Below are 26,904 nucleotides of genomic sequence, written 5' to 3'. Positions count from 1 at the left end.
GAGGAGGTGGACTCGTTGCAACAGCGCAGTTCGACAGTCCAAGAGCCGCCCGGTGCCGTTTCCGCCCACCGGCACACCCCGCCGCCGGCGTGGCAGCCCCGCACCGACCCCGCACCGCTGCTGCCCGAGGCCGAGCCGCTGCGCGTGCTCGGCACGGACGCCGTGGCCGACGCCGACCCCGCGCTGCTGCTCCGGCTCTACGCGGAGCTGATCCGCGGCCGCCGGTACAACACGCAGGCCACCGCCCTCACCAAGCAGGGCAGGCTCGCCGTGTATCCGTCCACCACCGGCCAAGAGGCGTGCGAGATCGCCGCCGCCCTCGCCCTGGAGGAGCGGGACTGGCTCTTCCCCTCGTACCGCGACACCCTCGCGGCCGTCGCCCGGGGCCTCGACCCGGTCCAGGCGCTGACCCTCCTGCGCGGCGACTGGCACACCGGGTACGACCCGCGCGAGCACCGCATCGCGCCGCTCTGCACCCCGCTGGCCACCCAGCTCCCGCACGCGGTGGGCCTCGCCCACGCCGCCCGCCTCAAGGGCGACGACGTCGTCGCCCTCGCCATGGTCGGCGACGGCGGCACCAGCGAGGGCGACTTCCACGAGGCGCTGAACTTCGCCGCCGTGTGGCAGGCCCCCGTGGTCTTCCTCGTCCAGAACAACGGCTTCGCGATCTCCGTGCCGCTCGCCAAGCAGACCGCGGCCCCCTCGCTCGCCCACAAGGCGGTCGGATACGGGATGCCGGGCCGGCTCGTCGACGGCAACGACGCGGTCGCCGTCCACCAGGTCCTCACCGAGGCCGTGGCGCGCGCCCGGCGCGGCGGCGGACCCACCCTCGTCGAGGCGGTCACCTACCGGATCGACGCCCACACCAACGCCGACGACGCCACCCGCTACCGCGCGGCCGGCGAGGTCGAGTCGTGGCGGGCGCACGACCCGATCCTGCTGCTCGAACGGGAGCTGACCGAGCGCGGCCTGCTCGACGAGGACGGCAGGCGCGCGGCGGCCGAGGCCGCCGAGACGATGGCGGCGGAGCTGCGCGAACGGATGAACGCCGACCCGGTGCTCGACCCGATGGAGCTCTTCTCCCACGTCTACGCGGAGCAGACGACACAGCTGCGCGAACAGGCCGCGCAGCTGCGCGCCGAGCTCGAAGCCGAGGGTGAGGCGTGATGACGACCGCGACGACCGGCCCCGCGGCGGCCAAGGCCGGCGGGACCGCCGGGAAGCCGAAGCCGGCCACGATGGCGCAGGCGCTCCAGCGCGCCATGCGCGACGCGATGGCCGAGGACCCGACCGTCCACGTGATGGGCGAGGACGTCGGCACCCTCGGCGGCGTCTTCCGGGTCACCGACGGGCTCGCCAAGGAGTTCGGCGAGGACCGCTGCACCGACACCCCGCTGGCCGAGGCCGGCATCCTCGGCGCGGCCGTCGGCATGGCCATGTACGGGCTGCGGCCGGTCGTGGAGATGCAGTTCGACGCGTTCGCGTACCCGGCGTTCGAGCAGCTGATCTCGCACGTGGCGAAGATGCGGAACCGGACGCGCGGCGCGATGCCGATGCCGATCGTCATCCGCGTCCCGTACGGCGGCGGGATCGGCGGCGTCGAGCACCACAGCGACTCCTCCGAGGCCTACTACACGGCCACTCCGGGCCTGCACGTCGTCACCCCGTCCACCGTCGAGGACGCCTACGGGCTGCTGCGCGCGGCCATCGCCTCCGACGACCCGGTGGTCTTCCTGGAGCCCAAGCGGCTCTACTGGTCCAAGTCCGACTGGTCCCCCGAGGCCCCCGCCGCCGTCGAGCCGATCGGCAAGGCCGTCGTGCGGCGCCGGGGCACCGGCGCCACGCTGATCACCTACGGTCCCTCCGTGCCGGTCTGCCTGGAGGCGGCGGAGGCCGCCCAGGCCGAGGGCTGGGACCTGGAGGTCGTCGACCTCCGCTCGCTCGTGCCGTTCGACGACGAGACGGTCTGCGCCTCGGTGCGGCGCACCGGACGCGCGGTCGTCGTCCACGAATCGGCCGGCTTCGGCGGCCCCGGCGCGGAGATCGCCGCGCGCGTGACCGAGCGCTGCTTCCACCACCTGGAGGCGCCGGTGCTGCGGGTCGCGGGCTTCGACATCCCGTACCCGCCGCCCATGCTGGAGCGGCACCACCTGCCGGGCGTGGACCGGGTCCTGGACGCGGTCGCGCGACTTCAGTGGGAGGCGGGGAGCTGATGGCGCAGGTGCTGGAGTTCAAGCTGCCCGACCTCGGTGAGGGACTCACCGAGGCCGAGATCGTCCGCTGGCTGGTCGCCGTCGGTGACGTCGTCGCCGTCGACCAGCCGGTCGTCGAGGTCGAGACGGCCAAGGCGATGGTCGAGGTGCCCTGTCCCTACGGCGGTGTCGTCACCGCCCGGTACGGCGAGGAGGGCACCGAACTGCCCGTCGGCGCCCCGCTCCTGACGGTCGCCGTCGGCGGCACGGGTGCGCCGGAGGAGCTCGCCGAGGCCGCTCCCGGAGCGGCGCCCACGGCCGCCGACTCCGCCGTCTCGGCCGTTTCGTCGGAGTATTCGGGCAACGTGCTCGTCGGCTACGGCACGGCCGGGCCCGCCGCCCGGCGCCGCCGGGTGCGGCACACGAACCCGGCGGCCGCGCAGGCGCCCGTCACGGCTCCGGCGGCCGCTCCCGCCCCTGCCGCCGCCGCCCCCGCCCCCGTCGCCGTCGCGGCGGCGGTTCCGGTGTCCGCCGGGCCCGTGCCCGTCATCTCGCCGCTCGTGCGGAAGCTGGCCCGGGACCGTGGCCTCGACCTGCGGGAGGTGCGTGGCTCCGGGCCCGAGGGGCTGATCCTGCGGGCCGACGTCGAGCTGGCCCTCGCGGCCCTGGAGCAGCCCGTCGCCCCGGCGCCCGCGCCCGCCGTGGCGGTCGCCGCGTCGACCGGAGAGCGGGTCCCGCTGCGTGGCGTCCGTGGCGCGGTGGCGGACAAGCTGTCCCGCAGCCGCACCGAGATCCCCGACGCGACCTGCTGGGTCGACGCCGACGCGACCGAACTGATGGCGGCCCGCGCCGCGATGAACGCGGCCGGCGGACCGAAGATCTCGCTGCTCGCGCTCCTGGCACGCATCTGCGCGCACGCCCTGGCCCGGTTCCCCGAGCTCAACTCGACGGTGGACACGGCCGCCCGGGAGATCGTCCGGCTGCCGTCCGTGCACCTCGGCTTCGCCGCCCAGACCCCGCGCGGGCTCGTCGTCCCCGTGGTCCGGGACGCCGGGACCCGCACGGCCGAGTCGCTGACCGAGGAGTTCGCCCGGCTCACCGAGGCGGCCCGGCAGGGCGCGATCACCCCGGCCGATCTGACCGGCGGCACGTTCACCCTGAACAACTACGGGGTGTTCGGGGTCGACGGCTCCACGCCGATCATCAACCACCCCGAGGCGGCGATGCTCGGGGTCGGCCGGATCATCCCCAAGCCCTGGGTCCACCAGGGTGAACTGGCCGTCCGTCAGGTGGTGCAGCTCTCGCTCACCTTCGACCACCGCGTCTGCGACGGCGGCACGGCGGGCGGCTTCCTGCGGTACGTGGCGGACTGCGTCGAACAGCCTGCGGTGCTGCTCCGCACGGTCTGAGGCGGGTGGTCGCGTCCGGCGTGGTGTGACCCGGGGCGGCCCGGCTCCGTCCGACGGCCCTTGCCGTCCTCGGTGCCGGAGGCTCTCTTCGGTGCCGGAGGCTCCGGTGTCCGGAGCCTCCGGGCCGGTGTGCGTGGGTGCGGCGCGGGGCCTCCGGCACGGTGTGCGTCGGTGCGGTGTGCGTCGGCGCGCGGTCTTCGGGGCCGCGCGGCGCACCCGTCCGGCGGTGACGGCGGGCGGCCGACCATACTGCTGGGGTGACCACCGCATACGACGCCGTCGTACTCGCCGGGGGTGCCGCCCGGCGCCTCGGCGGTTCCGACAAGCCCGGGGTACGGGTCGGGGGCAGGACCCTCCTCGACCGGGTGCTCGCGGCCTGTGCCGACGCGGGCCGGACCGTGGTCGTCGCCGACCCCCGCCCCACCGGCCGTCCCGTCCGCTGGACGCGGGAGGATCCGCCCGGCGGCGGCCCGCTGGCCGCCCTCGGCGCCGGGGTGCGCGCGACCGGCGCCGACACCCTCCTCGTACTCTCCGCCGACCTGCCCTTCCTGGACGCGGCCACCGTCCGCCGCCTCCTCGACGCCCTCGACACGGCCCCCGGCGCCGAGGCCGCGCTCCTCACCGACCCCGAGGGGCGGGACCAGCCGCTCGTCGCCGCCTACCGCCGCACCCCGCTCCTACGGGAACTCGCCGTCATCGGCGAGCGGCGCGGCACCCTCGCGGACGGTCCGCTGCGCCTCCTCACCGGAGGGCTCGTGCTCACCCGGGTCGCCGCCGCCCCCCTCGCCTCCTTCGACTGCGACACCTGGGAGGACATCGCCGCGGCCCGGGCCCGCATCAGGGAGCATGGGACCGTGCTGGATGAATGGATCACCGCAGTCAAGGACGAGCTGGGCATCGAACTGGACGTCGACACCGGCGTGCTGCTCGACCTCGCCCGTGACGCCGCCCACGGAGTGGCCCGCCCCGCCGCGCCCCTGACCACCTTCCTGGTCGGCTACGCGGCGGCCCGTGCGGGCACCGAGGGCGGGCCCGAGGCGGTCGCCGAGGCCGCCCGCAAGGCCGCCGCGCTCGCCCAGCGCTGGGCCACCGAGCAGGACGAGGCCGGATGACCCTGAAGGAGCCCCTTCCCATGGCCCCCGAAACGGCCGCGGGCGCGAAGGCCGAGCCGCCGCACCGGGCCACCCCCTGGCCCGAGGCCCGGCGGGCGGCCGCGCGCGCCGGGACCGCCGCGCGGGCCCCGCGCGCACCCCGGCGCCTCCCGCTCGGGCAGGCGCTCGGCGGGATCCTGGCCGAGCCGCTCCTCGCCCTCACCGACCTGCCGTCCTTCGACACCTCCGCCATGGACGGCTGGGCCGTCGCGGGCCCGGGTCCCTGGACGGTCCGCGCGGAGTACCCCGTCCTCGCCGGTCAGGGGCCCGCCGCCGCTCTGACCGAGGGCGAGGCCGTACGGATCGCCACCGGCGCCCGCGTCCCGCCCGGGACCACCGCCGTCATCCGTACCGAGCACTCCCGTACCGAGCACTCCCGTACGGGGCTCTCCCCTGCGGAGCCCTCCCTGACCGAACGGGCCGCCGCCGGTCTCCTGCTGCACGCCCTGCGCGACGTCGTCCCCGGGCAGGACATCCGGCCCCGGGGCCAGGAGTGCCGCTCCGGCGACGAACTGCTGTCCGCCGGCACCGAGGTCACCCCCGTCGTCCTGGGCCTCGCCGCAGCCGCCGGCTACGACGAACTCGCCGTACCGGCGCGCCCCCGGGTGGAGGTCCTCGTCCTCGGCGACGAGCTGCTCACGGCCGGGCTCCCCCACGAAGGCCTCATCCGCGACGCACTCGGCCCGATGCTCGGCCCCTGGCTGGAGGCGCTCGGCGCCGAGGTGCTCGCCACCCGGCGGATCCGCGACGACGCCGAGCAGTTGTACGCGGCCGTCACCGGTTCCCCCGCCGACCTGGTCGTCACCACCGGGGGCACCGCCGCCGGGCCCGTCGACCACCTCCACCGGGTGCTGGACAAGGCGGGCGCCACGCTCCTGGTCGACGGGGTGAAGGTCCGCCCCGGCCACCCGATGCTCCTCGCGGCCCTCGACGGCCGCCGCCACCTCGTCGGTCTGCCCGGCAACCCGCTCGCCGCCGTCTCCGGGCTCCTCACGCTCGCCCAGCCGCTCCTCGCGGCCCTGGGCACCACCGTCCCCTCCGAGGGCTCCGCGGGCGGCACCACCGTCTCCCCCGGGGGCTCCGCGGGCCGCGCCCCCGTCCTGGAAGCGGTTCACGGGCACCCGTACGACACCCGGCTCGTGCCCGTCGTCCGCCGGGGGGAGCAGCTCGTCCCGCTGCGCTACAACGGGCCGGCCATGCTCCGGGGCATCGCCGTCGCGGACGGCATGGCCGTCGTCCCGCCCGGCGGCGCCCCGTCCGGCGCGGAGCTGGACGTCCTCGACCTCCCCTGGCCGCCGACGTCGGGTGCCGTACCGGCGCAAGGAGCGTGTTTCACGTGAAACTTCCCAGTCGTGACGTCATGGCGCGCCACGCGGACGAGCGCATCACGGGCCCCCAGGTCCGGCTGCCGCGCAGGATCGTCGAGAAGCCGCTGCGCCAGGTCGGCAAGCGGCTGCTCATGGCGCTCGGCGTGCTCCTGGTGACGGTCATGATCGTCTACCTCGACCGCGACGGCTACCACGACAACGCCGACGAGACGCTCGACTTCCTCGACTCCGCCTACTACGCGACCGTCACGCTCTCCACCACCGGATACGGCGACATCGTCCCGTACAGCGACTCGGCACGGCTCGCCAACATCCTGCTGGTCACGCCCCTGCGCGTGCTCTTCCTGATCATCCTGGTCGGCACCACTCTCGAGGTCCTCACCGAGCGGACCCGGGAGGAGTTCCGGCTGAACCGCTGGAGGTCCACCTTGCGCGACCACACCGTCATCGTCGGCTTCGGGACGAAGGGCCGGTCCGCGATCCAGACGCTCTGCGCGACCGGGCTCCGCAAGGACCAGATCGTCATCGTCGACCCCTCCAACAAGGTGATCGAGACCGCGAACGCCGACGGCTTCGTGGGTGTCATCGGCGACGCGACGCGCAGCGACGTGCTCCTGCGCGCCGAGGTGCAGCGCGCCCGGCAGATCGTGATCGCCACCCAGCGCGACGACACCGCCGTCCTGGTCACCCTGACGGCCCGCCAGCTCAACCGGGGCGCCAAGATCGTCGCCGCGGTCCGCGAGGAGGAGAACGCCCCGCTGCTCCGCCAGTCCGGCGCCGACGCGGTCATCACCAGCGCCAGCGCCGCCGGGCGCCTGCTCGGCCTCTCCGTGCTGAGCCCCAGCGCCGGCACGGTGATGGAGGACCTCATCCAGCAGGGCTCGGGACTCGACCTCGTGGAACGCCCGGTGACCAAGAGCGAGGCCGGCAAGAGCGTCCGGGAGACCGGCGACCTGGTGGTCAGCGTGCTCCGCGGCCACCGGCTGCTCGGCTACGACGACCCGGCGGCCAGCCCCCTCCAGCTCACCGACCGGGTCATCACCATCGTGCGCGCCGCGCCGGTGACCCCGCTCTCCACGCCGCCTGATGACTGACGCTCCGGACGAGTAGCCTCGCCGCCATGTATGCGATCACGATTCCGGAACCCGGTGGTCCCGAGGCCCTCGTCTGGGCCGAGGTGCCCGATCCCGTACCCGGCGAGGGCGAGGTGCTCGTCGAGGTGGTGGCGAGCGCCGTCAACCGCGCCGACCTGCTCCAGCGGCAGGGCTTCTACGACCCGCCGCCCGGCAGCTCCCCCCACCCCGGCCTGGAGTGCGCGGGCCGCGTCGCCGCCCTCGGCCCCGGGGTGTCCGGCTGGGCCGTCGGCGACGAGGTGTGCGCGCTGCTCTCCGGCGGCGGATACGCGGAGCGGGTCGTGGTCCCGGCGGGCCAGCTGCTGCCGGTCCCGGAGGGCGTCGACCTGGCCACGGCCGCCGCGCTCCCCGAGGTGGCGTGCACCGTCTGGTCCAACATCTTCATGATCGCCCACCTGCGTCCCGGCGAGACGCTGCTCGTGCACGGCGGTGCGAGCGGCATCGGCACGATGGCGATCCAGCTGGCCAAGGCGGTCGGCGCCCGGGTCGCGGTCACGGCCGGGGGCCCGGAGAAGCTGGCGCGCTGCGCCGAGCTGGGCGCGGACATCCTGATCGACTACCGCGAGCAGGACTTCGTGGAGGAGCTGGCCAAGGCGACGGACGGGGGCGGTGCGGACGTCATCCTGGACATCATGGGCGCCAAGTACCTGGAGCGGAACGTCAAGGCGCTCGCCGTGAACGGCCGCCTGGTCGTCATCGGTCTCCAGGGCGGGGTCAAGGGCGAACTGAACCTCGGGGCGCTGCTCGCGAAGCGCGCCGCCGTCATGGCGACCACGCTGCGGTCCCGTCCGGCGCGGGAGAAGGCGGCGATCGTCGCCGCCGTGCGGGAGCACGTCTGGCCGCTGATCGGCGCGGGCACGGTCCGGCCGGTCGTGGACCGCACCCTCCCGATGCCGGAGGCGGCCGAGGGTCACCGGGCGCTGGAGGACGGCCGGCACGTCGGCAAGGTGCTGCTGATGGTGCCGCGCGACTGACCTCACGCGCTGGTGCCGCTCCGACTGACCTCACGCACGGTGCGGCCCATGGACGCGCGCGAAGGGCCCGGCACCTCTGGTGCCGGGCCCTTCGTGACGGTGCTCTACAGGTACGGGCCCGAGCGGACCGCGTGGCCATGACCGTGGTCGTCGTCATCGTCGTCGTGCGACGCGCCCGGAGGCAGGGCGCGGCGCATCTGCTCCAGCTGGGCGCGGGCCGCCATCTGCTGGGCGAACAGCGCCGTCTGAATGCCGTGGAACAGGCCCTCCAGCCAGCCCACCAGCTGCGCCTGCGCGATGCGCAGCTCGGCCTCGGAGGGGATCGCCTCGTCCGTGAACGGCAGGGAGAGCCGCTCCAGTTCCTCCACGAGCTCGGGTGCGAGCCCGTCCTCCAGCTCCTTCACGGAGCTGGCGTGGATGTCCTTGAGCCTGACCCGGCTCGCCTCGTCCAGAGGGGCCGCCCGTACTTCCTCCAGGAGCTGCTTGATCATGCTGCCGATCCGCATGACCTTCGCCGGCTGCTCGACCATTTCCGTCACCGGGACCTCGCGGGGTTCGTCGTCGCCCTGAGCGCCGCCGAGCGCCATCCCGTCCTGTCCCACGATGAGGACCTGGGGGCTCTCCTGCGACCTGTCATTCCTCGGCATCTCCATGCCGCCATTCTCTCGTACATACGCGTCATCACAGGGTGTGCCCCTGTACGCGGGTGATCCACCCTCGTACAGGGGCACAGGACGGGAACGGAGACCGTCAGGTGGCCGCGCGGCGGGCCAGCGCACCGCGGGAGCGGGTCACCAGGGCCGCCAGGAGCGCCGCGCCGAGGGGTACGGCGACGAGCAGCCCGGCCAGCGTCTCCCAGGGGATGACGATCGGCACGTGGGGCGGGGTGAGGTCGCCGCTCCAGCCCTCGGCGACGTTCTGCTCGTAGAAGCGGATCAGGTCGCGCTCCTCGGTGAGCCGGAGACCGATGGCGGGCAGCAGTCCGGCGGCCGAGCCGAGGACCACGCCCATCGCGGCGACGACTCCGCACTGGAATCCGCTGAGGGTCCGGCGGACCCGGGGCGGGGCGCCCACGGCGGCGAGCGTCTTCAGATCGGCCTCGGCGTCGGCCTGGGCGAGGCCCGTGGCGATGCCGGCGGCGCCGATCGTGACGAGGCCCGCGAAGATCGCCAGCGAGAGCAGGATGATGCCGTAGTCGTTGACGTATCCCTCCTCCAGCTGCGTCTCCACGTTGCTGCCGAGCTTGGCGAGGTCGCCGTCGAGCTTCTGGCGCTGCTCGCTGTCCGGGAGCCGGTCGGTGCTGACGTACACGCCCATGGGCACCGTGGAGAGTCCTGCGGCCTTGGCGGTGGCCGGGGTCATGAGGGCCTGCACGCCGTAGGACTTCTTCTCGCCGGGCACCAGGTAGGCCGGCACGGAGCTGACCTTGCCGGGGGCGGGGCGGCCCGCCTCGGAGGCCTTGTCGGCGGCGGCGATGTCGGTGATCTGCTTGATCCCGACGGCGCCCTTCGTGTCGACCAGCGCGCGGTTGAAGGTGACGATCTTCCCTTCGGCGAGGGCCTTCACGGTCGCGGGGTCGTCGACGCCGAGGACCTGGAGGAGCTTGGCGTCACCGATGACCAGTCCGCCGTCGGAGATGTACATGCCGTTGCTCGCGGAGGTCTTGCAGCGCCAGTCCTCGGTGAGCATCTTCCGTCGCTGCTCGGGCGTGAACTTCTCCGAGGCGTCGCCGCCGGAGGGGCCCGAGGCGTACATCGGGCACTCGTTCGCCGGCGGGACGATGACCTCGTAGCGGCCGCATCCCGGGTCGCCGCCCCAGGGCGGGCAGCCGGGCTTGCCGACGGAGACGCGCTCGACGTCGGCGCGGACGTCGACGGGGAAGTTGCGCTGGACGGCGTCGCGGACGGCGGGGACGTCCCGGCCCCCCTCCTCCTGGACGAAGGCGGTGGCGACGCCGTACGGCAGGGAGGCCTCGTACTCGGCCCTGCCCTGGGCCTCGCGGCTGGCCATGTACGTGGTGACGGCGACCGTCCCGGCGACGGCGGCGAGCACGGCGGCGACAGCGGGTGCCGTGCGGCCCCGGTTGCGGACGGCGTCCCGCAGCGCGAGGCGCGGGGAGAGCGGCAGCCAGCGGCCGGTCCGCCCGAAGAGGCCCACCAGCGCCGGGGTCATGGCGACGACGCCCAGCTCGGCGAGGGCGGAGCCGGCGGCCACCAGGGCGACCTGCTCCGAGACCATCGAGCCGAAGAGGGCGACCGCGCCGCCGAGGAGGAGCGCGGCCAGGCCGATCAGGGGCAGCACCCGGCTGCTGCGGCGGACCCCGCGGCGTCCGGTGAGCGAGGCGAGGACGGTCTGACGGGAGGCGGTCACGGCCGGGACGATCGCGGCGAGCAGACCGGTCAGGACCGCGAGCAGCGCGATGCCGAGCAGTTCGAGCGGCCGGACGTCGAAGGCCCCGAACCGCTGGTTCATGGTGCTTTCGAGGACCGGCTGGAGCAGCAGCGTCAGGATCACGGCGAGGACGGTTCCGGTGACGGCGGCGGCGACGCCGATGACCAGGCCGCCGCTCAGCACGATGGCCCGGATGTGGCTGCGGGCGCCGCCGTTGGCCCCGACCAGACCGAGCTGGCGGCGCGAGCGGCGGGCGCCGACCGCGAAGGCGGGTCCGGCGAGCAGGCAGATCTCCAGCATCGCCAGGCCGACGACGGTGGCGAGCGAGGCGAGCGCGGCGGCGTCGGCCCCCGGGCTGGCGTCGTAGTTCGACCAGCCGTCCTTCTGGTAGAGCGGGACCTCGGAATCGGCCGGCGGGTCGAGCATCACGGCACGCGAGACGACGGTGACACCCTTGGCGTTGATCTTCTGCACGCTGTTCCACGTGAAACCACCGGACGCGCGCACCAGGTACGAGACGGAGGTGCCGGGCGCCGGCAGACCGGCCTTCTCGACCGCCTTCGTGTACGGGGCGATGAAGGCCCCCGGCACCGTGTTGATCTGATCGGCGTCGAGCGTGTCGGGAAGTTCGTAGGAGCCGACGATCCGGTACGGGCGGTCGAAGTTGCGGGCGGAAAGGGTCGAGCCGACCGACAGACCGCTGGCCTCCAGGAAGTGCGAGGTCGCCATGACCTCGTCGGCCTTCTCCGGGAAACGTCCTTGCAGGAGCGTCATGATGCCGCGGGCGACCGGGTCGGACGCCTTGAGCTCCCGCACCTCGGTCATGAGCAGACCGTGCGTCGTCGTCAGCTTGGCCGAGGCCGTGGTGTCCGTGAGGACGCTGGAACCCGCGGGAATGGTCCGGGGGACGTCCGTGGGGCCGGTCGGCCAGGGCTCGTTCTCGTAGTCCTTGACCGGGGTGTGCGTCTCGCCGGCCGGGTCCTGGTAGATCGGGACACCGTTGACGTCGGCGTCCCGGAAGCGCGCGTCGGCCGCGCCGAGCTGCCGGTCCGCCCGCTCGGCGGGGGAGAGCCCGGAGCTGCGGTAGGTCAGGTCGAGGGCGCTGACGCCCAGGATGGGCAGCGCGATCATCGCGAGGACGAGGGCGCTGCGGCCCTTGGAGCGCCAGGCGTCACGGCGGGCTATGCGGATCGCGGCCCGCCAGGAGTGGAACCAGGTCTTCACGCCTCGGCCACCTGGCCCCGGAGGAGCGAGTCGGCCTCGCTGCGCACGGTCTGGTCGACGATGGCGCCGTCCCGCAGGAACACGACCCGGTCGGCCCAGGCGGCGAACCGCGGCTCGTGGGTGACGAGGACGCCGGCGGCGCCCGCGTCGCAGCGGGTGCGGAGGAGGGCGAGCACGGACTCGCCGGTCTCGGAGTCGAGGGCACCGGTGGGCTCGTCGGCGAGGACGAGGCGGCGGTCGCCGACGAGGGCGCGGGCGATGGCCACGCGCTGCTGCTGGCCGCCGGACATCTCGTCGGGGAAGCGGTCGGCGAGGTGGCCGAGCCCCATCTCCTCCAGGGCGGCGAGGGCCTCGACGCGCGCCTTGCGGGAGGAGGTCCCGTCCAGCTCGCGGGGCAGGGCGACGTTCTCGGCGGCGGTCAGGGCCGGGATGAGGTTGTAGTCCTGGAAGACGTATCCGATGCTGCGGCGGCGCAGGGCGGCGAGCTGCTTGACGCCGGCGGTGGTGATGTCGGTGTCCTCGACGATCACGCGGCCGGAGCTGGGGGTGTCCAGGCCGCCGGCGATGGTGAGCAGCGTGGACTTGCCGGAGCCCGACGGGCCCATGACGGCGACGAGTTCGCCGGGGTAGACGGCGAGGTCGATGCCGCGCAGGGCATGCACCTCGGTGGCGCCCGCGCCGTGGACGCGGGTCAGGTTCTGGAGTTGCAGCACGGGCTGCTGTGACGACATGGAGGGGTCCCCCCGTTGGCCGTACGCGGCGGTCGGCCGGTACGGGTGCGTGCGGTGGAAGTGGTGCGTGAGGGGTACGGACGGGGCGCGCGCGTGTGCGGTCGGCGCGCCCGGACGTACCGGTGGTCGGAGCGGGCTAGGAGGCCGGAGCCCCCGGTACGGCGGAGGCGCTCGGTACGGCCGAGGCGCTGGGCGAGGCATCGGTGCCCGGTGCGGACGGGGCCGGCTGTGCGGCGGCCGGGCCCGCGGGCGCCGTCGACGTCGTCGGCGCGGCCCCCGGACCCGCCGCGGCGGCCGTCGCCGAGAGACGGATCAGCCGGGCCTCGCAGTGGTCCAGCCAGCGGGCCTCCGCCTCGGTCTGGAAGATCAGCTGCTCCAGGACGAGCAGCCAGGCCACGTCGTCCCGCTCCCGCGCGCCGCCGCCCTCGACGGCGAGCAGGGCCTGCGCCTTGAGCCGGGTGTAGTCCTGCATCGCCTTCACGGTGTGCCGGCGCTGGGACTGGATGACGTTCCGGATGTCGACGCCGGGGGCGCCCACGGCCATGGCGAGCTTGATGGCCAGCTCGTCACGGGCGGGGCTGGTGCGGTCCACCGGCTTCTCGAACCAGGTCCTGAGCTCGGCGCGGCCGCTGTCGGTGATGGCGTAGAGCGTGTGCCCGGCCTCGTCCGCACCGCCCTGGGCGACCATGCCGTCGCGTTCGAGACGGTTGAGGGTCGTGTAGACCTGGCCGACGTTGAGCGGCCAGGTGGAGCCGGTGCGGGACTCGAACTCCGTCCGGAGCTGTGAGCCGTAGCGAGGGCCGCGTTCGAGAAGGGCGAGGAGCCCGTGGCGGATCGACATACTCAGTATGTATACCGGGTATGCCGTCGCGGACAACCGTCCTGAGGGGGAAGCGGAGGGTCCGACTCAAGGAGGACCCGGCCGCTCCCGCGAGGTCAGCGGCGGCGCATCCGGAGCCCGAGGAAGCCGATGCCGAGCCCCATCAGGGCCATCCCCACGCCCAGGGTGAGGACGGGAATCCGCTGGTCGGCGAGGGTGGGCGCGGCTTCGGCCGACAGATCCGGCGCCGATACGGGCACGCTGGCGGACGCCCCTTCGGGCAGCCCCTCGTCCTCCTCGCGTACCGGTGTCTCCCCCTCGGCGGCGGGCTCGCGGTCGCGCGGGGTTGTAGCGGTTTCGGTACGAGAGCGGGCGGGCGGCGGCGCCGAGACGGCGGCGGCGGGCTCGGTGCGCCCGGGGCGTGGCCGCCCCTCACCGGCGGGCCGCCCCGCGAGCGAGGCGGAAGTGGCGGGGGTGGGCGCGTCCGACGGCGCGGCGCTCGGCGCGGGCGGCGTCCCGGTGCCGGTGGGCGCGGGCGCCGGAGAGGCCGGGGCGCGCGTGCCCACCGGAGGCCCGGACGGCGAGGCCGGCGGACGGGTCGTCGGTGGACGGGTCGCCGGGGGGCCGGACGGCGTGGCGGGCGCGGAGGGAGAGGGGGAGGCCGACGGCGCGGTCGGCGAGGAGGCGCCGGGGGAGGGAGTCCGACGCGGACGCGGCCCCGGGTCCGGGTCCGGGTCCGCGGTGGTGTCCCAGGACCTGCCGGACGCCTCCCCCGGGTGGGGGACGGGCACGAGGTGCGCGGGCCGGACCGAGTGCACGACGGGCGCGGGGCGCGCCACGGGCGCCGCGTACCCCAGGGGCGCGGCGGACAGGATGCAAGCGCAGGTGAACGTGCAGGTGAGCGCGGGGCGAAGGGCCCGTGCGCGCGCCGTGCGGAGTGCTGGAGTCACCGGGTGACCCCCTCCCGTACCGAGCCGCCGAGGTGTTCGACTCAGCGTCACATACCGGTGTGCTTCCGGCATCCGGGACGGGGCAGGGGGCGTACGGCGGTCCTCGGGACCACCGCGGCGGGTGGCCCGTCGCGATCTACGGCGGTCCGTGTCACTCCTGCGCCGGGTGGCCCGTCGCGATCTACGGCGGTCCGTGTCACTCCTGCGCCGGGTGGCCCGTCGCGATCTGCGACGGTCCCCGTCACTCCTACGCCGGGTGGCCCGTCGCGATCTGCGACGGTCCCCGTGACTACTGCGGCGGGTTGCCCGTCGAGATCTTGAGGGTGAACTCGGCGTCCTCGTCCGTGATGTCCTCACCGGCCGGCGGGTACTGCTCCAGGACCGTGCCCTCGCCGTACGTGGACTCGTCCACCGGGGTCTGGGTCATGATCTTCCACCCGGCCGCGCGGACGCAGTCCTTCACCGACTGGATGTTCTTGTAGGTGAAGTTGGGGACCTCGAACTTCGCCGGGTCGTCGTTCGACTCCGAGGGCTGCGTGCACTTCTTCGGGTCGATCGTCTTGGTCAGGTCCGGTCCCTTGTGGCCGGGCGCCGCCGACTCGCTCTGCTGCGTCTGGGTGCCACCCGTGCCGCCGGCCTGCGGGTCCTCGCCCTTGTCGTTCAGGTTGAGCGCGACGAGCAGGCCGCCGACCGCGAGCAGCGCGACGGCGACGGCGCCGACGATCACCCGCGTGCTGCGGCCGGAGCCCGAGCCGCCGCCGCTGCCGCCCGTCGTGACGGGCGCCTGGGTCGACGCGTACGGCGCGGGCGCGGGCGTCGGCGCGTACGGCGCGGGGGCCGGGGTCCGGTAGGCCGGCGGCTGCTGCGGGTAGCCGTACGACGGGGCGGGCGCGGGCGTCGCGGGGCCGTACGGGCCGGGCTGGGCCGTCGGCGGCAGGTAGGGCTGCTGCACACCGTGCTGGGACGGCGGAGGGGTCTGGCCGATCGGCGGGAAGACCGCCGAGCCGACGCCCGCGCCGCTGCTGACCGGACCGCCCTGGACGATCACCGGCGCACCGGTCTGCCCGGCCGAGAGGACCCGCAGGCACTCGTCGCGCATCGCCGCGGCGCTCGGGAACCGCTCGTTCGGGTTCTTCCGCAGGGCGCGGGCGACGAGCGCATCCATCGCCGGGGTCACCGAGCGGTTGACGGAGGACGGGGTGACCGGCTCCTCCTGCACGTGCGCGTAGGCGATGGCGAGCGGGGAGTCGGCGTCGAAGGGGAGACGGCCCGTCAGCAGCTGGAAGAGCATGATGCCGACCGAGTACAGGTCGGAGCGGGCGTCCACCGCGCGGCCGAGGGCCTGCTCGGGGGAGAGGTACTGCGGCGTGCCGACGACCATGCCGGTCTGCGTCATCGAGGTGACACCGGACTGCATGGCCCGCGCGATGCCGAAGTCCATGACCTTGACGACGCCGCGCTTGGTCGTCATCACGTTGCCCGGCTTGATGTCCCGGTGGACCAGGCCCATCTCGTGGCTGACCTCAAGCGCGGCGAGCACGTCGGCCGTGACCTTCAGCGCCTTGTCGGCGGGCATCGCTCCGTACTGCCGCACGTCGGAGGCGAGGACCGAGCCGAGCGGCTGCCCCTCCACGTACTCCATGACGATGTACGGCATGACGGCGCCGTCGAGGGTGTCCTCGCCGGTGTCGAAGACCGAGACGATGTTCGTGTGCGAAAGCTTCGCGACGGCCTGCGCCTCGCGCCGGAACCGCTCGCGGAAGGACTGCTCCCGGCCGAGCTCGGTGTGCAGCGTCTTGATGGCGACCTGCCGGTCGAGGGCGCTGTCGTACGCCAGGTACACCGACGCCATGCCGCCCTCGCCGAGAAGGTCACGCAGCTGGTACCGGCCGCCCGCGACCGAACCGCCCGCGTAGCGGCCCTGTGCGCCGTCCTGGCTCATCTGTGCTTCCCCCTACGCGCACGTGGCGGCGTCGATCCGGAATTTCCTGGCGCAAGTCTGCCGTAGGGCAGTGACACGTCAAGCCGCGCACCGGTTCGGTACCCGTTCCGTGACCCTCCGCACAGGCGCCTCCGCCGAACCGTTTCCGCGCTCCGGGAGGAAAGCCGTCGAATTTGCACAGGTGTACGTCGAGGGGATTGGATGGCCGGTCCATCTCGGACCGTGGTGTCGTACGGAGCCTGTAGCGTGACGACTGGACACGGCACGACAGACGACGGCGAGGACTGATGGCACCCGAATCCGGAGCAGGTGGCGGTGTGCCGGACGCGTCGGCGGAATCCTGGGGCGAGGGCGGGGTCGTCGGTGACGGCCGGTACCGCCTGACGCACCGCCTGGGCCGAGGCGGCATGGCGGAGGTCTTCGCCGCCGAGGACGTGCGGCTCGGCCGCACCGTGGCCGTCAAGCTGCTGCGCTCCGACCTCGCCGAGGACCCGGTCTCCAAGGCACGCTTCACCCGCGAGGCGCAGTCCGTCGCGGGCCTCAACCACCACGCCATCGTCGCCGTGTACGACTCCGGCGAGGACATCGTGGCCGGCCGGCCCGTGCCGTACATCGTGATGGAGCTGGTCGAGGGCCGCACCATCCGTGACCTGCTGCTCAGCGCCGAGGCGCCCGGCCCCGAGCAGGCGCTCATCATCGTCTCCGGGGTCCTGGAGGCGCTGGCCTACTCGCACCAGCACGGCATCGTGCACCGCGACATCAAGCCGGCGAACGTGATCATCACCCACAGCGGCGCGGTGAAGGTCATGGACTTCGGCATCGCGCGCGCCCTGCACGGCGCGCAGTCGACGATGACCCAGACCGGCATGGTCATGGGCACCCCGCAGTACCTCTCCCCCGAGCAGGCGCTCGGCAAGGCGGTCGACCACCGCTCCGACCTGTACGCGACGGGCTGCCTGCTCTACGAGCTCCTCGCGCTGCGGCCGCCCTTCACCGGCGAGACGCCGCTGTCCGTCGTGTACCAGCACGTGCAGGACGCGCCGGTCCCGCCGTCCGAGGTGACCGGGTCCGTGCCGCCGGAGCTCGACGGCCTGGTGATGCGCTCGCTCGCGAAGGACCCGGACGACCGGTTCCAGAGCGCCGAGGAGATGCGCGGGCTGATCCAGTACGGCCTGTCGATGCTCCAGCAGCAGGGCGGGTACACCGGCACGTGGAACACGGGGCCGGTCGCGATGCACGAGGGCGGGCACACCCCGGGCGGCGGCATGGCCGCGACGACCGCGATGGGCCACCCGATGCACGGCGAGACCGCGCAGGGTCCGATCCTTCCGCCGATGAACCCGGACGACGGCGGGTACGTCGGCTACGACGGCGGCTCAGGCGGCACCGGAGGCTACGCCCAGGACGGATACGGCTCGTCGAACGGCGGCGGGAGACGCGGCAAGGTGGTGCTCTTCGCCGCGCTCGCGGTGATCGCGGTCGTCGCCGGAGTCGTCTTCGCCCTCGACAAGGCCGACAAGGGCGGCACCCCGGGCGGCACCCCGAAGACCGTCACCAATTCGCCGTCGACGGCCTCCGAGGAGCCCACCCCCTCCGAGGAGCCCTCCACGGAGACCACCGAGGACCCGGGCACCTCGACCGGCGGCTCGACCGAGCAGCCGTGGACCCCGCCGCCGACCAGCGACCCGACCTGGTCCACGCGCACGCCGACGACCGAGCCGCCGACCCAGCCGACGACCACGCCGCCGACGGATCCCACGGGCACGCCGACGGAGCCGACCGGCGAGCCGACGACCGAGCCGCCCACGCAGCCGACGGGCGAGCCGACCGACGACTCCTCCGGCGGCAACACGAACCCGGACACCACCCCGCCGGGCACGGGCACGGAGACGGGCTGACCGAGGCCCCGGGCGCCTGATCGCATGGCCCGGGGGTCCGGTCCCGCAGCCGTGGGCGCGCTGATCGCGCGCCTCAGGACGGGGCCGCCCGCCCACGCTCCGGCGCGGTCAGCCCGCGAAGGCGTCGCGGACCGCCTCGTGCTCGCGCGTCCACCAGACCGCCAGGGCCGACACCGCGGGGAACTGCGGGTCGGCCCTCCGGTCGTGCAGCTGGTAGCGCCAGCGCAGCGTCCAGAAGTCGTTCAGCCGCTCCCACCACACCCGGTGGGCCGCCGCCGCCATCTCGGCGCCGTCCGCGCCCGCCGCCCGCCGGTACGCGCGCGCGTACGCCCGGACCTTCTCCAGGGCCAGCTCCCCCTCCGGCCGTACGAAGAAGATGGCGGCGGCCCTGACCGCCTCCTCGGCCCTGGGGCGGACCCCGAGCCGGTCCCAGTCGACGATCGCGGCGGGCTCCGCGCCCCGGTACAGCAGGTTCAGCGGGTGGAAGTCGCCGTGCACCCAGCCGGCGGCGGAGGCGGGCGGCGGCCGGTGGTGGGCGTGCTGCGCGAGCAGCCGTCGCCGCTCCCTGAGGCGGTGCTCGGCGAGCGCGTCGAAGCTGTCGCGCGGGCGGTGCGCGCGGGCGAGGCGGAGCAGCTCCTCGATGGCCAGGAAGGTGTCCTCGGGGCGGGCGCTCCCGTGGTCGCCGCCCGTCGGCGGGGACTCCATGACCTGCTCCAGGCAGGTGTGGACGCGCCCGAGGAGGGTGCCGAGCCGCCGTGAGCAGCCGGTGGACAGCTGGGCGCCGTCGCGGTGCCGGCCGTCGACCCAGGGGTGCAGGGCGTAGCAGTGGCCGCCGACCTGGGCGACCGTGCGGCCCCGGCTGTCGGGGAGCGGGGGAGCCACGGGCAGGCCGACGGCGGCGAGCCGCTGGGTGGCCCGGTGCTGGCGGGTGATGGTGGCCCGGTCCGAGGTGGGGGCGTCGAGGTGCTGCTTGAGGAAGTAGGCGCCGCGCGTGGTGGAGAGCCGGTAGCCGCGGTTGAGCAGGCCCTCGGTCACGGGGACGCAGGAGAGGGGTTCGCCGACGTCGCTGTAGCGGCGCAGGAGCGGGCCGACGGGCGGAGCGAGCGATACAGATGAGCGCGGCACTCCGCAGATGTTAGATCACGCTGCGTGGTGGAGGTGTCGCTCCGGGGAACGTCCCCCGGAGGGGTGTCCCTCGGGCGGGTGGCGCTCGGAGCGGGGGCTCCCGGGGTCCCGTTCCCCGGAGGGCGTTCCGGTGCCGGACCGGCCGCTGTAGTCGAGCTCGTGGACCGTCACGAACTGCGGCTCGATCCGCATGAACACCGGGGTGAAGGGCTCGCCGTCCACCTGGACGGGCTCGGGGCCGAAGGCGGCCCGCTCCCGGTCCGTGGGCTCGACGATCTCCGCGGTGCCCGTGAACTGCACGGACCAGACGTGCTCGGCCTCCGAGCCGAGGTTGTCCGCGCCGTACGCGACGACGCTGCCGTTGCAGGCGCGGTGATAGCCGAGGCCGCGGTGCATCCGGAGCAGCACGCGGCCGTCGGCCACGATGTGGCGGGCGGGGACGACGAACGGCATCGCCCGGATGCTCGTCGCCACCCGGCCGTACGACACGCGGCTGAGGAGCTCGATGGCGCGGATCTCGTCGGAGGACATGGCTTCCACTCTCCGCCACCGGCACCGTGTCGGAAAAGGGGCCCCTGCCCCGGTCCGACGGGGACGTAGGTCCCGAATCACGGCCCCGGGCCCCGCCCCGGACCGTACCGGTGAGGCGGGACCTCCCTTCGTGCGGGCCGTCGGTGAGGCTCGCGCGGGCCGTCGGTGACGCCGGTGCGGGCCGTCAGTGACGCTCGTGCGGGCCGTCGGTCACGCTCGCACGGGCGCCGTCAGTGACGCTCGGCCTGGAGCCGCGCCACGTACGCCGCGGCCTGCGAGCGCCGCTCCATGCCCAGCTTCGACAGCAGGCTGGAGACGTAGTTCTTGATCGTCTTCTCCGCCAGGTGGAGCCGCTCGCCGATGACCCGGTTGGTCAGGCCCTCGCCGATCAGGTCCAGGATCTTGCGCTCCTGCTCGGTCAGGTTGGCGAGCTTGTCGTCGCCCTTCGGGTTGTTGCCGTCGCGCAGCCGCTCCAGGACCCGGGCGGTGGCCACCGGGTCGAGCAGGGACTTGCCGGCCGCCACGTCCCGCACGGCGTTCAGGAGCTCGTTGCCCCGGATCGCCTTGAGGACGTAACCCGAGGCCCCGGCCATGATCGCGTCGAAGAGCGCCTCGTCGTCCGCGTACGAGGTCAGCATCAGGCACTTGACGGCGTCGTCCTGCGAGCGGATCTCCCGGCACACCTCCACTCCGCTGCCGTCGGGCAGCCGGACGTCGAGCACCGCGACGTCGGGGCGGGTCGCGGGGATCCTGACCAGCGCGTCCGCGGCCGTGCCGGCCTCGCCGACCACCTCGATGTCGTCCTCCACGGAGAGCAGCTCGTGGACGCCGCGCCGGACGACTTCATGGTCGTCCAGCAGAAATACCCGGATTTTTCCTTCTTCGCGCACGCAGCCAGTCTCACATATTGGGTCTTCCGGCGCCCGGGGTGCGCGGGATAACGTGCCGGGTGTTCCGACGACGGCGTCGGGTCGTTGTCCATGCGCTGACCAGCGGCGCTTCCCCCATTTCTCGATTTACTTGGAAATCCAAGCAAAATCGCAGGTCAAGTGGGGTTTCGCGGGAATGCCGCGTAATGGGTAACGTGCCTATGACGGCGTTCGCCGGGGCACCTGTCACGCCCGACTCCGGCCGCGTCGCACCCACCCCGTGCGAAGGTACGGACAAGGCGGAGCCGCACTGGCCTCACCGGCGAACCCGGGGGCCGGACCGACGGAGGAGCACGCACGTGACCGTGGAGAGCACTGCCGCGCGCAAGACGACGCGACGCAGCAGCGGCACCAAGCGCACCGCAAGCGCGAGCACGAGCACCACCAAGAAGGCGACGGCGAAGCCCGCCACGGCCTCGGAGCCCGAGCTCGTCCAGCTGTTGACGCCCGAAGGGGAGCGCGTCCAGCACCCCGACTACGACATCGACCTGAGCGCCGAGGAACTGCGCGGGCTCTACCGCGACATGGTCCTCAGCCGCCGCTTCGACGCCGAGGCCACCGCCCTGCAACGGCAGGGCGAACTCGGCCTGTGGGCCTCGCTGCTGGGCCAGGAGGCCGCCCAGATCGGCTCCGGCCGCGCCCTCCGGGACGACGACTACGTCTTCCCCACCTACCGCGAGCACGCCGTCGCCTGGTGCCGCGGGGTCGACCCCACCAACCTCCTCGGCATGTTCCGCGGCGTGAACAACGGTGGCTGGGACCCCAGCACCAACAACTTCCACCTGTACACGATCGTCCTCGGCTCGCAGACCCTGCACGCCACCGGCTACGCCATGGGCATCACCAAGGACGGCGCGGACTCCGCCGTGATCGCCTACTTCGGCGACGGCGCCTCCAGCCAGGGTGACGTCAACGAGTCGTTCGTCTTCTCCGCGGTCTACAACGCCCCGGTCGTCTTCTTCTGTCAGAACAACCAGTGGGCGATCTCCGAGCCCATCGAGAAGCAGACCCGCGTCCCGCTCTACCAGCGCGCCCGCGGCTTCGGCTTCCCCGGCGTGCGCGTCGACGGCAACGACGTCCTGGCGTGCCTGGCCGTGACCCGTTCGGCGCTGGAGCGCGCCCGCCGCGGCGAGGGCCCGACGCTCATCGAGGCGTACACCTACCGCATGGCCGCGCACACCACCTCCGACGACCCGACCCGCTACCGCCGCGACGCGGAGCGCGAGGAGTGGGAGGCCAAGGACCCGATCCTGCGCCTCAAGGCGTACATGGAGCGCGAGGGCCACGCCGACGCCGCCTTCTTCGAGGAGCTGGAGACGGAGAGCGAGACGCTGGGCAAGCACGTCCGCGAGGTCGTCCGCGCCATGCCCGTCCCGGAGCACATGGCGATCTTCGACAACGTGTACGCGGACGGCCACGCGCTCGTCGACGAGGAGCGCGCGCAGTTCGCCGCCTACCAGGCGTCCTTCGAGGGCGGAGAGGCCGAGTAACCATGGCTGTTCAGAAGCTTCCCCTCGCGAAGGCGCTCAACGAGTCGCTGCGCAAGGCCCTGGAGACCGACCCCAAGGTCCTCATCATGGGCCTCGACGTCGGCAAGCTCGGCGGTGTCTTCCGGATCACCGACGGCCTTCAGAAGGACTTCGGCGAGGACCGGGTCATCGACACCCCGCTCGCGGAGTCCGGCATCGTCGGCACCGCGATCGGTCTCGCGCTGCGCGGCTACCGGCCGGTCGTGGAGATCCAGTTCGACGGCTTCGTCTTCCCGGCGTACGACCAGATCGTCTCCCAGCTGGCGAAGATGCGGGCCCGTTCGCTCGGCACGGTGAAGATGCCGATCGTCATCCGCATCCCGTACGGCGGCGGCATCGGCGCCGTCGAGCACCACTCGGAGTCCCCCGAGTCGCTCTTCGCGCACGTCGCCGGCCTCAAGGTCGTCACCCCGGCGAACCCCTCCGACGCCTACTGGATGCTCCAGCAGGCGATCCAGAGCGACGACCCGGTCATCTTCTTCGAGCCCAAGCGCCGCTACTGGGACAAGGGCGAGGTCGACACCGAGGCCATCCCCGGCGAGCTGCACCGGGCGCGCGTCGCCCGCGAGGGCACGGACCTCACCCTCGTCGCGTACGGCCCGATGGTGAAGACCTGCCTGGAGGCGGCCGCCGCCGCGGCCGAGGAGGGCAAGTCGGTCGAGGTCGTCGACCTGCGCTCGATCTCGCCGCTCGACTTCGACACCGTCCAGGCCTCGGTCGAGAAGACCCGCCGCCTGGTGGTCGTCCACGAGGCGCCGGTGTTCTTCGGCTCCGGCGCGGAGATCGCCGCCCGGATCACCGAGCGCTGCTTCTACCACCTGGAGGCCCCCGTCCTGCGGGTCGGCGGCTACCACGCGCCGTACCCGCCGGCGCGCCTGGAGGAGGAGTACCTGCCGGGCCTGGACCGCGTGCTCGACGCCGTCGACCGCTCGCTGGCGTACTGAGGAGAGCACCGTGACGATCCGCGAATTCAAGATGCCCGACGTGGGCGAGGGCCTGACCGAGGCCGAGATCCTCAAGTGGTACGTCCAGCCCGGTGACACCGTCACCGACGGGCAGGTCGTCTGCGAGGTCGAGACGGCGAAGGCGGCCGTGGAGCTGCCGATCCCGTTCGACGGGACGGTCCACGAGCTGCTGTTCCCCGAGGGCACCACGGTCGACGTCGGCCAGGTCATCATCTCCGTGAACGTGGGCGGCGGCGCCGCCCCCGAGGCGCCGGCGGCCCCCGCCGCCGTCGCGGTCCCGGAGCCCGCCCCGGCGCCGGCCGCCGAGCCCGCGCCGGAGGGCCGCCAGCCGGTCCTCGTCGGCTACGGCGTGGCCGCCAGCTCCACCAAGCGGCGCGCCCGCAAGGCGCCGACGGCCGCCGCGGCGACGACGGTGCCGGCGCCCGCCGCCGCACCGGTGATCGTGCCCGAGCAGCTGAACGGCCACGCGTCGGCCGCTGCCCGCCCGCTGGCCAAGCCGCCGGTCCGCAAGCTCGCCAAGGACCTCGGCGTCGACCTGGCGTCGGTCACCCCGACCGGCCCGGACGGGATCATCACCCGCGAGGACGTCCACGCGGCGGCCGCTCCGGCGCCCGCCCCGGCCGTCGAGGCCCCGGTGCCCGCAGCCGCTCCGGCCCCGGTCGCGGCGCCCGCCGCGACGACGGCGGTGGCGTCGGAGGCCCGGGAGACCCGGGTGCCCATCAAGGGCGTGCGCAAGGCCACGGCGGCGGCGATGGTCGGCTCGGCCTTCACGGCCCCGCACGTCACCGAGTTCGTGACCTTCGACATCACGCGCACGATGAAGCTGGTCGAGGAGCTCAAGTCCGACAAGGACATGGCGGGCCTGCGGGTCAACCCGCTCCTCATCATCGCCAAGGCCGTGCTGGTCGCGGCCCGGCGCAACCCGGACATCAACGCGGCCTGGGACGAGGCGGCGCAGGAGATCGTCCTCAAGCACTACGTGAACCTGGGCATCGCCGCGGCCACCCCGCGCGGTCTGATCGTGCCGAACATCAAGGACGCGCACGCCCAGACCCTGCCCGAGCTCTCGAAGTCCCTGAGCGAGCTCGTCGCCACCGCCCGCGAGGGCAGGACGACCCCGGCGGCGATGCAGGGCGGCACCTTCACCATCACCAACGTGGGCGTCTTCGGCGTCGACACCGGTACGCCGATCCTGAACCCGGGCGAGTCCGCGATCCTCGCGGTCGGCGCGATCAAGCTCCAGCCCTGGGTCCACAAGGGCAAGGTGAAGCCGCGCCAGGTCACCACGCTGGCCCTCTCCTTCGACCACCGCCTGGTCGACGGCGAGCTCGGCTCCAAGTTCCTGGCGGACGTCGCCGCGATCCTGGAGAACCCGAAGCGGCTCATCACCTGGGCGTGACGGATGAGTTCGCCCGTTTCATGACGGACGGGTTCGCCCGTTTCGCGTGAAACATCCGGTGGCGGCATCAGCCGCCACCGGATGTTCCTTTTCCGGGCGCCGCGCCTTCCCGTGGGCACCGCCGCCCGCCCCCGTACCTCGCCCCATCCCCACTCCCGCCCCGGCCCCCCGCCCTACCCCCGGCCTCCCGGTCCAGGATGCGGACGCGGCTGCCTGTTGCACCTCTGTTGTATCTATGCTGTGCGCATGCCATCAGCGCCAGCCGGCCCCGCCCCGCAGCCCACCAAGCAGGCCCCCGCCGCCGACCGTGTCTACATGCACGTCAAGCAGGCCGTACTCGACCGCCGGTACGAGGGCGGAACCCTCCTCACCGAGGGCGAGCTCGCCCAGGCCGTCGGGGTGTCCAGGACCCCCGTCCGCGAGGCGCTGCTCAAGCTGGAGATGGAAGGGCTGCTCAAGCTCTACCCGAAGAAGGGCGCCCTCGTCCTCGCCGTCTCCGCGCAGGAGATCGCCGACGTCGTCGAGACCCGGCTGCTCGTCGAGGAGTTCGCCGTCCGCCGGGCCGTGCCCGCGCCCGCCCCGCTGATCACCCGCCTCGAAGAGCTCCTGGAGGAGCAGAAGCGGCGCGCGGAGGCCGGCGACCTCGCCGAGGTCGCCGTCACCGACCGCTGCTTCCACGCCGAGATCGTCCAGCACGCCGGCAACCAGATCCTCGCCCGCCTCTACGACCAGCTCCGCGACCGCCAACTGCGCATGGGCGTCGCCGTGATGCAGTCCCAGCCCGACCGCATCGCCAAGAACATCACCGAGCACGCCGAGATCCTCGACCGCATCAAGTCCGGTGACGCCGAGGGCGCCGCGCACTGCGTCCGCCAGCACCTCAGCTGGGTCAAGGTCCTGGTCCGGGGTGACGAGCGGTGAACAGCTCCTACGGATCGGCCGTCACCCTCCCCGGAGACCCGCCCGGCGGACGCCGCGCCGCCCTCGTCTGGGGCGTCGGCGTCGCCGTCTACTTCGTCGCCGTCATCTTCCGCACGTCCCTGGGCGTCGCCGGACTCGACGCCGCCGACCGCTTCGACGTCAACGCCTCCGCCCTCTCCACCTTCTCCATCCTCCAGCTCCTCGTCTACGCGGGCATGCAGATACCCGTCGGCCTCCTCGTCGACCGGCTCGGCACCAAGAAGGTCCTGACCCTCGGCGTCGTCCTCTTCACCATCGGCCAGCTCGGCTTCGCGCTCTCCCCCTCGTACGGCACCGCGCTCGCCTCCCGCGCCCTCCTCGGCTGCGGCGACGCCATGACCTTCATCAGCGTCCTGCGCCTCGGCAGCCGCTGGTTCCCGGCCCGCCGCGGCCCGCTGATCGCCCAGCTCGCCGGACTCATCGGCATGGCCGGCAACCTCGTCTCCACCGTCTTCATCGCCCGCGCGCTGCACGGCTTCGGCTGGACGGCCACCTTCGTCGGCAGTTCCTTCGCCGGCGTCCTCGTCCTGGTCCTGCTGCTGTTCTTCCTCAAGGACCACCCCGAGGGGTACGCGCCGCAGCCCTCCCCGCACGCGGGCGCCGCCTACGTCCGCCGCCAGATCGCCGAGTCCTGGCGGGAGCCCGGCACCCGGCTCGGCCTCTGGGTGCACTTCACCACCCAGTTCCCGGCCATGGTCTTCCTGCTGCTCTGGGGGCTGCCGTACCTCGTCGAGGCGCAGGGCCTCTCCCGGTCCACCGCCGGGACCCTGCTCACGCTGGTCGTGCTCTCCAACATGGTCGTCGGCCTCGCGTACGGGCAGATCATCGCCCGCCACCACACCGCCCGCGCGCCGCTCGCCCTCGGTACGGTCGCGGCCACCGCCCTGCTGTGGGGGACCACCCTCGCCTACCCCGGCGACCACGCGCCGATGTGGCTGCTCGTCACCCTCTGCCTGGTCCTCGGCGCCTGCGGACCGGCCTCGATGATCGGCTTCGACTTCGCCCGCCCGGCCAACCCGCCGGAGCGCCAGGGCACCGCCTCCGGCATCGTCAACATGGGCGGCTTCGTCGCCTCGATGACGACGCTGCTCGCCGTCGGCGTGCTGCTCGACGCGACCGGTGACAACTACCGGATCGCGTTCTCCTCGGTCTTCGTCCTGGAGGTCCTCGGACTCGCGCAGATCCTGCGCCTCAAGGCCCGCACCCACCGCAGGGAACGGGAACGGCTCGTCGCCAGCCGCGTCGAGGCCGTGCACGTACCCGTCTGACGGCCGACGGGGTCACGCCTACGCCGGGCGCCGCGATCCACGAGGGCGTCACGCC

General features: G+C 73.6%; 21 protein-coding genes and 1 pseudogene. 13 read left to right on the top strand and 9 right to left on the bottom strand.

The window, feature by feature from the left end:
* Positions 1-6: 6 nt before the first annotated feature.
* The 7 genes from pdhA (ACFYXU_RS30130) (at position 7) to ACFYXU_RS30100 (ending at position 8,187) form a co-directional block, all read left to right on the top strand.
* Positions 7-1,167, top strand: a complete 1,161-nt coding sequence (gene pdhA, locus ACFYXU_RS30130; protein ID WP_361395793.1) for a pyruvate dehydrogenase (acetyl-transferring) E1 component subunit alpha — start codon at positions 7-9, stop codon at positions 1,165-1,167.
* A complete protein-coding gene (locus tag ACFYXU_RS30125) occupies positions 1,167-2,213 on the top strand; it encodes an alpha-ketoacid dehydrogenase subunit beta (RefSeq protein WP_384562981.1) in 1,047 nt (348 codons plus the stop codon). Before pdhA (ACFYXU_RS30130) ends, ACFYXU_RS30125 begins: the two co-directional genes overlap by 1 nt.
* A complete protein-coding gene (locus tag ACFYXU_RS30120) occupies positions 2,213-3,601 on the top strand; it encodes a dihydrolipoamide acetyltransferase family protein (protein ID WP_389460868.1) in 1,389 nt (462 codons plus the stop codon). Before ACFYXU_RS30125 ends, ACFYXU_RS30120 begins: the two co-directional genes overlap by 1 nt.
* Before the next feature lie 257 nt (positions 3,602-3,858).
* On the top strand, positions 3,859-4,713 hold the full coding sequence (locus tag ACFYXU_RS30115; protein ID WP_389460866.1) for an NTP transferase domain-containing protein: 855 nt from the start codon (positions 3,859-3,861) through the stop codon (positions 4,711-4,713).
* The gene (locus ACFYXU_RS30110; protein ID WP_389460864.1) at positions 4,710-6,092 is read left to right on the top strand and encodes a molybdopterin molybdotransferase MoeA; all 1,383 of its coding nucleotides are present in this window, start codon (positions 4,710-4,712) and stop codon (positions 6,090-6,092) included. Before ACFYXU_RS30115 ends, ACFYXU_RS30110 begins: the two co-directional genes overlap by 4 nt.
* Entirely contained in the window at positions 6,089-7,174 is a 1,086-nt protein-coding gene (locus ACFYXU_RS30105; RefSeq protein WP_329855014.1) for a potassium channel family protein, read from the top strand. Before ACFYXU_RS30110 ends, ACFYXU_RS30105 begins: the two co-directional genes overlap by 4 nt.
* A gap of 26 nt (positions 7,175-7,200) precedes the next feature.
* Positions 7,201-8,187 (top strand): NAD(P)H-quinone oxidoreductase, encoded by a 987-nt coding sequence (locus tag ACFYXU_RS30100; protein WP_389460862.1) that lies wholly within the window; start codon positions 7,201-7,203, stop codon positions 8,185-8,187.
* Positions 8,188-8,291: 104 nt separating this feature from the next.
* Here ACFYXU_RS30100 and ACFYXU_RS30095 read toward each other — a convergent pair whose 3' ends face one another.
* The 6 genes from ACFYXU_RS30095 to ACFYXU_RS30070 form a co-directional block, all read right to left on the bottom strand.
* A complete protein-coding gene (locus tag ACFYXU_RS30095; RefSeq protein WP_329855012.1) occupies positions 8,292-8,840 on the bottom strand; it encodes a bacterial proteasome activator family protein in 549 nt (182 codons plus the stop codon).
* A gap of 97 nt (positions 8,841-8,937) precedes the next feature.
* Positions 8,938-11,802, bottom strand: a complete 2,865-nt coding sequence (locus tag ACFYXU_RS30090) for an FtsX-like permease family protein (RefSeq protein ID WP_389460860.1) — start codon at positions 11,800-11,802, stop codon at positions 8,938-8,940.
* Positions 11,799-12,533, bottom strand: a complete 735-nt coding sequence (locus ACFYXU_RS30085) for an ABC transporter ATP-binding protein (protein WP_329855010.1) — start codon at positions 12,531-12,533, stop codon at positions 11,799-11,801. The genes ACFYXU_RS30090 and ACFYXU_RS30085 overlap by 4 nt, the downstream gene beginning before the upstream one ends.
* A gap of 136 nt (positions 12,534-12,669) precedes the next feature.
* Positions 12,670-13,374: a PadR family transcriptional regulator gene (locus ACFYXU_RS30080; protein ID WP_389460858.1), complete on the bottom strand. Its 705-nt coding sequence runs from the start codon at positions 13,372-13,374 to the stop codon at positions 12,670-12,672.
* Between the two features lie 95 nt (positions 13,375-13,469).
* Positions 13,470-13,613 carry a hypothetical protein gene (locus ACFYXU_RS30075; protein WP_329855008.1) on the bottom strand — a complete coding sequence of 48 codons (144 nt, stop codon included), beginning with the start codon at positions 13,611-13,613 and terminating at the stop codon, positions 13,470-13,472.
* 979 nt (positions 13,614-14,592) lie between these two features.
* On the bottom strand, positions 14,593-16,245 hold the full coding sequence (locus ACFYXU_RS30070) for a protein kinase (RefSeq protein ID WP_389460856.1): 1,653 nt from the start codon (positions 16,243-16,245) through the stop codon (positions 14,593-14,595).
* Between the two features lie 287 nt (positions 16,246-16,532).
* Here ACFYXU_RS30070 and ACFYXU_RS30065 point away from each other — a divergent pair, with 287 nt between their 5' ends.
* Entirely contained in the window at positions 16,533-18,143 is a 1,611-nt protein-coding gene (locus tag ACFYXU_RS30065) for a protein kinase (protein ID WP_329855006.1), read from the top strand.
* A 108-nt stretch (positions 18,144-18,251) separates the two neighbouring features.
* Here the strand turns inward: ACFYXU_RS30065 and ACFYXU_RS30060 are convergent, their stop codons facing one another.
* The 3 genes and pseudogenes from ACFYXU_RS30060 to ACFYXU_RS30050 all read right to left on the bottom strand — a co-directional run bounded on the left by ACFYXU_RS30060 (position 18,252) and on the right by ACFYXU_RS30050 (position 20,689).
* Positions 18,252-19,268, bottom strand: a complete 1,017-nt coding sequence (locus ACFYXU_RS30060) for a phosphotransferase (protein WP_361395668.1) — start codon at positions 19,266-19,268, stop codon at positions 18,252-18,254.
* 143 nt (positions 19,269-19,411) lie between these two features.
* Positions 19,412-19,799: pseudogene (locus tag ACFYXU_RS30055) on the bottom strand (pyridoxamine 5'-phosphate oxidase family protein); the annotation flags it as partial.
* A 230-nt stretch (positions 19,800-20,029) separates the two neighbouring features.
* The gene (locus ACFYXU_RS30050) at positions 20,030-20,689 is read right to left on the bottom strand and encodes a response regulator transcription factor (protein WP_329855003.1); all 660 of its coding nucleotides are present in this window, start codon (positions 20,687-20,689) and stop codon (positions 20,030-20,032) included.
* Between the two features lie 338 nt (positions 20,690-21,027).
* Here ACFYXU_RS30050 and pdhA (ACFYXU_RS30045) point away from each other — a divergent pair, with 338 nt between their 5' ends.
* From pdhA (ACFYXU_RS30045) to ACFYXU_RS30025, 5 genes are all read left to right on the top strand, one after another.
* Positions 21,028-22,218: a pyruvate dehydrogenase (acetyl-transferring) E1 component subunit alpha gene (gene pdhA, locus ACFYXU_RS30045; RefSeq protein ID WP_329855002.1), complete on the top strand. Its 1,191-nt coding sequence runs from the start codon at positions 21,028-21,030 to the stop codon at positions 22,216-22,218.
* Between the two features lie 2 nt (positions 22,219-22,220).
* Positions 22,221-23,201, top strand: coding sequence for an alpha-ketoacid dehydrogenase subunit beta (locus ACFYXU_RS30040; protein WP_329855001.1), 981 nt, complete (start codon positions 22,221-22,223; stop codon positions 23,199-23,201).
* A gap of 10 nt (positions 23,202-23,211) precedes the next feature.
* Entirely contained in the window at positions 23,212-24,621 is a 1,410-nt protein-coding gene (locus ACFYXU_RS30035) for a dihydrolipoamide acetyltransferase family protein (RefSeq protein ID WP_389407804.1), read from the top strand.
* Between the two features lie 246 nt (positions 24,622-24,867).
* A complete protein-coding gene (locus tag ACFYXU_RS30030) occupies positions 24,868-25,542 on the top strand; it encodes a GntR family transcriptional regulator (RefSeq protein ID WP_389407803.1) in 675 nt (224 codons plus the stop codon).
* A complete protein-coding gene (locus ACFYXU_RS30025; RefSeq protein WP_389407802.1) occupies positions 25,539-26,849 on the top strand; it encodes a nitrate/nitrite transporter in 1,311 nt (436 codons plus the stop codon). Before ACFYXU_RS30030 ends, ACFYXU_RS30025 begins: the two co-directional genes overlap by 4 nt.
* Positions 26,850-26,904 lie beyond the last annotated feature (55 nt).

This window comes from Streptomyces sp. NPDC002232 (genome assembly GCF_042890295.1).
Lineage (GTDB): Bacteria > Actinomycetota > Actinomycetes > Streptomycetales > Streptomycetaceae > Streptomyces.
The sequence above is the reverse complement of the archived record's forward strand: the minus strand, read 5'-3'. Positions and strand labels throughout refer to the sequence as shown.

Coding starts and splice junctions, on each gene's coding strand:
- ACFYXU_RS30110 (WP_389460864.1), top strand. CDS start 4,710: ATGACCCTGAAGGAGCCCCTTCCCATGGCCCCCGAAACGGCCGCGGGC.
- ACFYXU_RS30095 (WP_329855012.1), bottom strand. CDS start 8,840: ATGGAGATGCCGAGGAATGACAGGTCGCAGGAGAGCCCCCAGGTCCTC.
- ACFYXU_RS30080 (WP_389460858.1), bottom strand. CDS start 13,374: ATGTCGATCCGCCACGGGCTCCTCGCCCTTCTCGAACGCGGCCCTCGC.
- ACFYXU_RS30125 (WP_384562981.1), top strand. CDS start 1,167: ATGACGACCGCGACGACCGGCCCCGCGGCGGCCAAGGCCGGCGGGACC.
- ACFYXU_RS30065 (WP_329855006.1), top strand. CDS start 16,533: ATGGCACCCGAATCCGGAGCAGGTGGCGGTGTGCCGGACGCGTCGGCG.
- ACFYXU_RS30085 (WP_329855010.1), bottom strand. CDS start 12,533: ATGTCGTCACAGCAGCCCGTGCTGCAACTCCAGAACCTGACCCGCGTC.
- ACFYXU_RS30040 (WP_329855001.1), top strand. CDS start 22,221: ATGGCTGTTCAGAAGCTTCCCCTCGCGAAGGCGCTCAACGAGTCGCTG.
- ACFYXU_RS30100 (WP_389460862.1), top strand. CDS start 7,201: ATGTATGCGATCACGATTCCGGAACCCGGTGGTCCCGAGGCCCTCGTC.
- ACFYXU_RS30030 (WP_389407803.1), top strand. CDS start 24,868: ATGCCATCAGCGCCAGCCGGCCCCGCCCCGCAGCCCACCAAGCAGGCC.
- ACFYXU_RS30120 (WP_389460868.1), top strand. CDS start 2,213: ATGGCGCAGGTGCTGGAGTTCAAGCTGCCCGACCTCGGTGAGGGACTC.
- ACFYXU_RS30070 (WP_389460856.1), bottom strand. CDS start 16,245: ATGAGCCAGGACGGCGCACAGGGCCGCTACGCGGGCGGTTCGGTCGCG.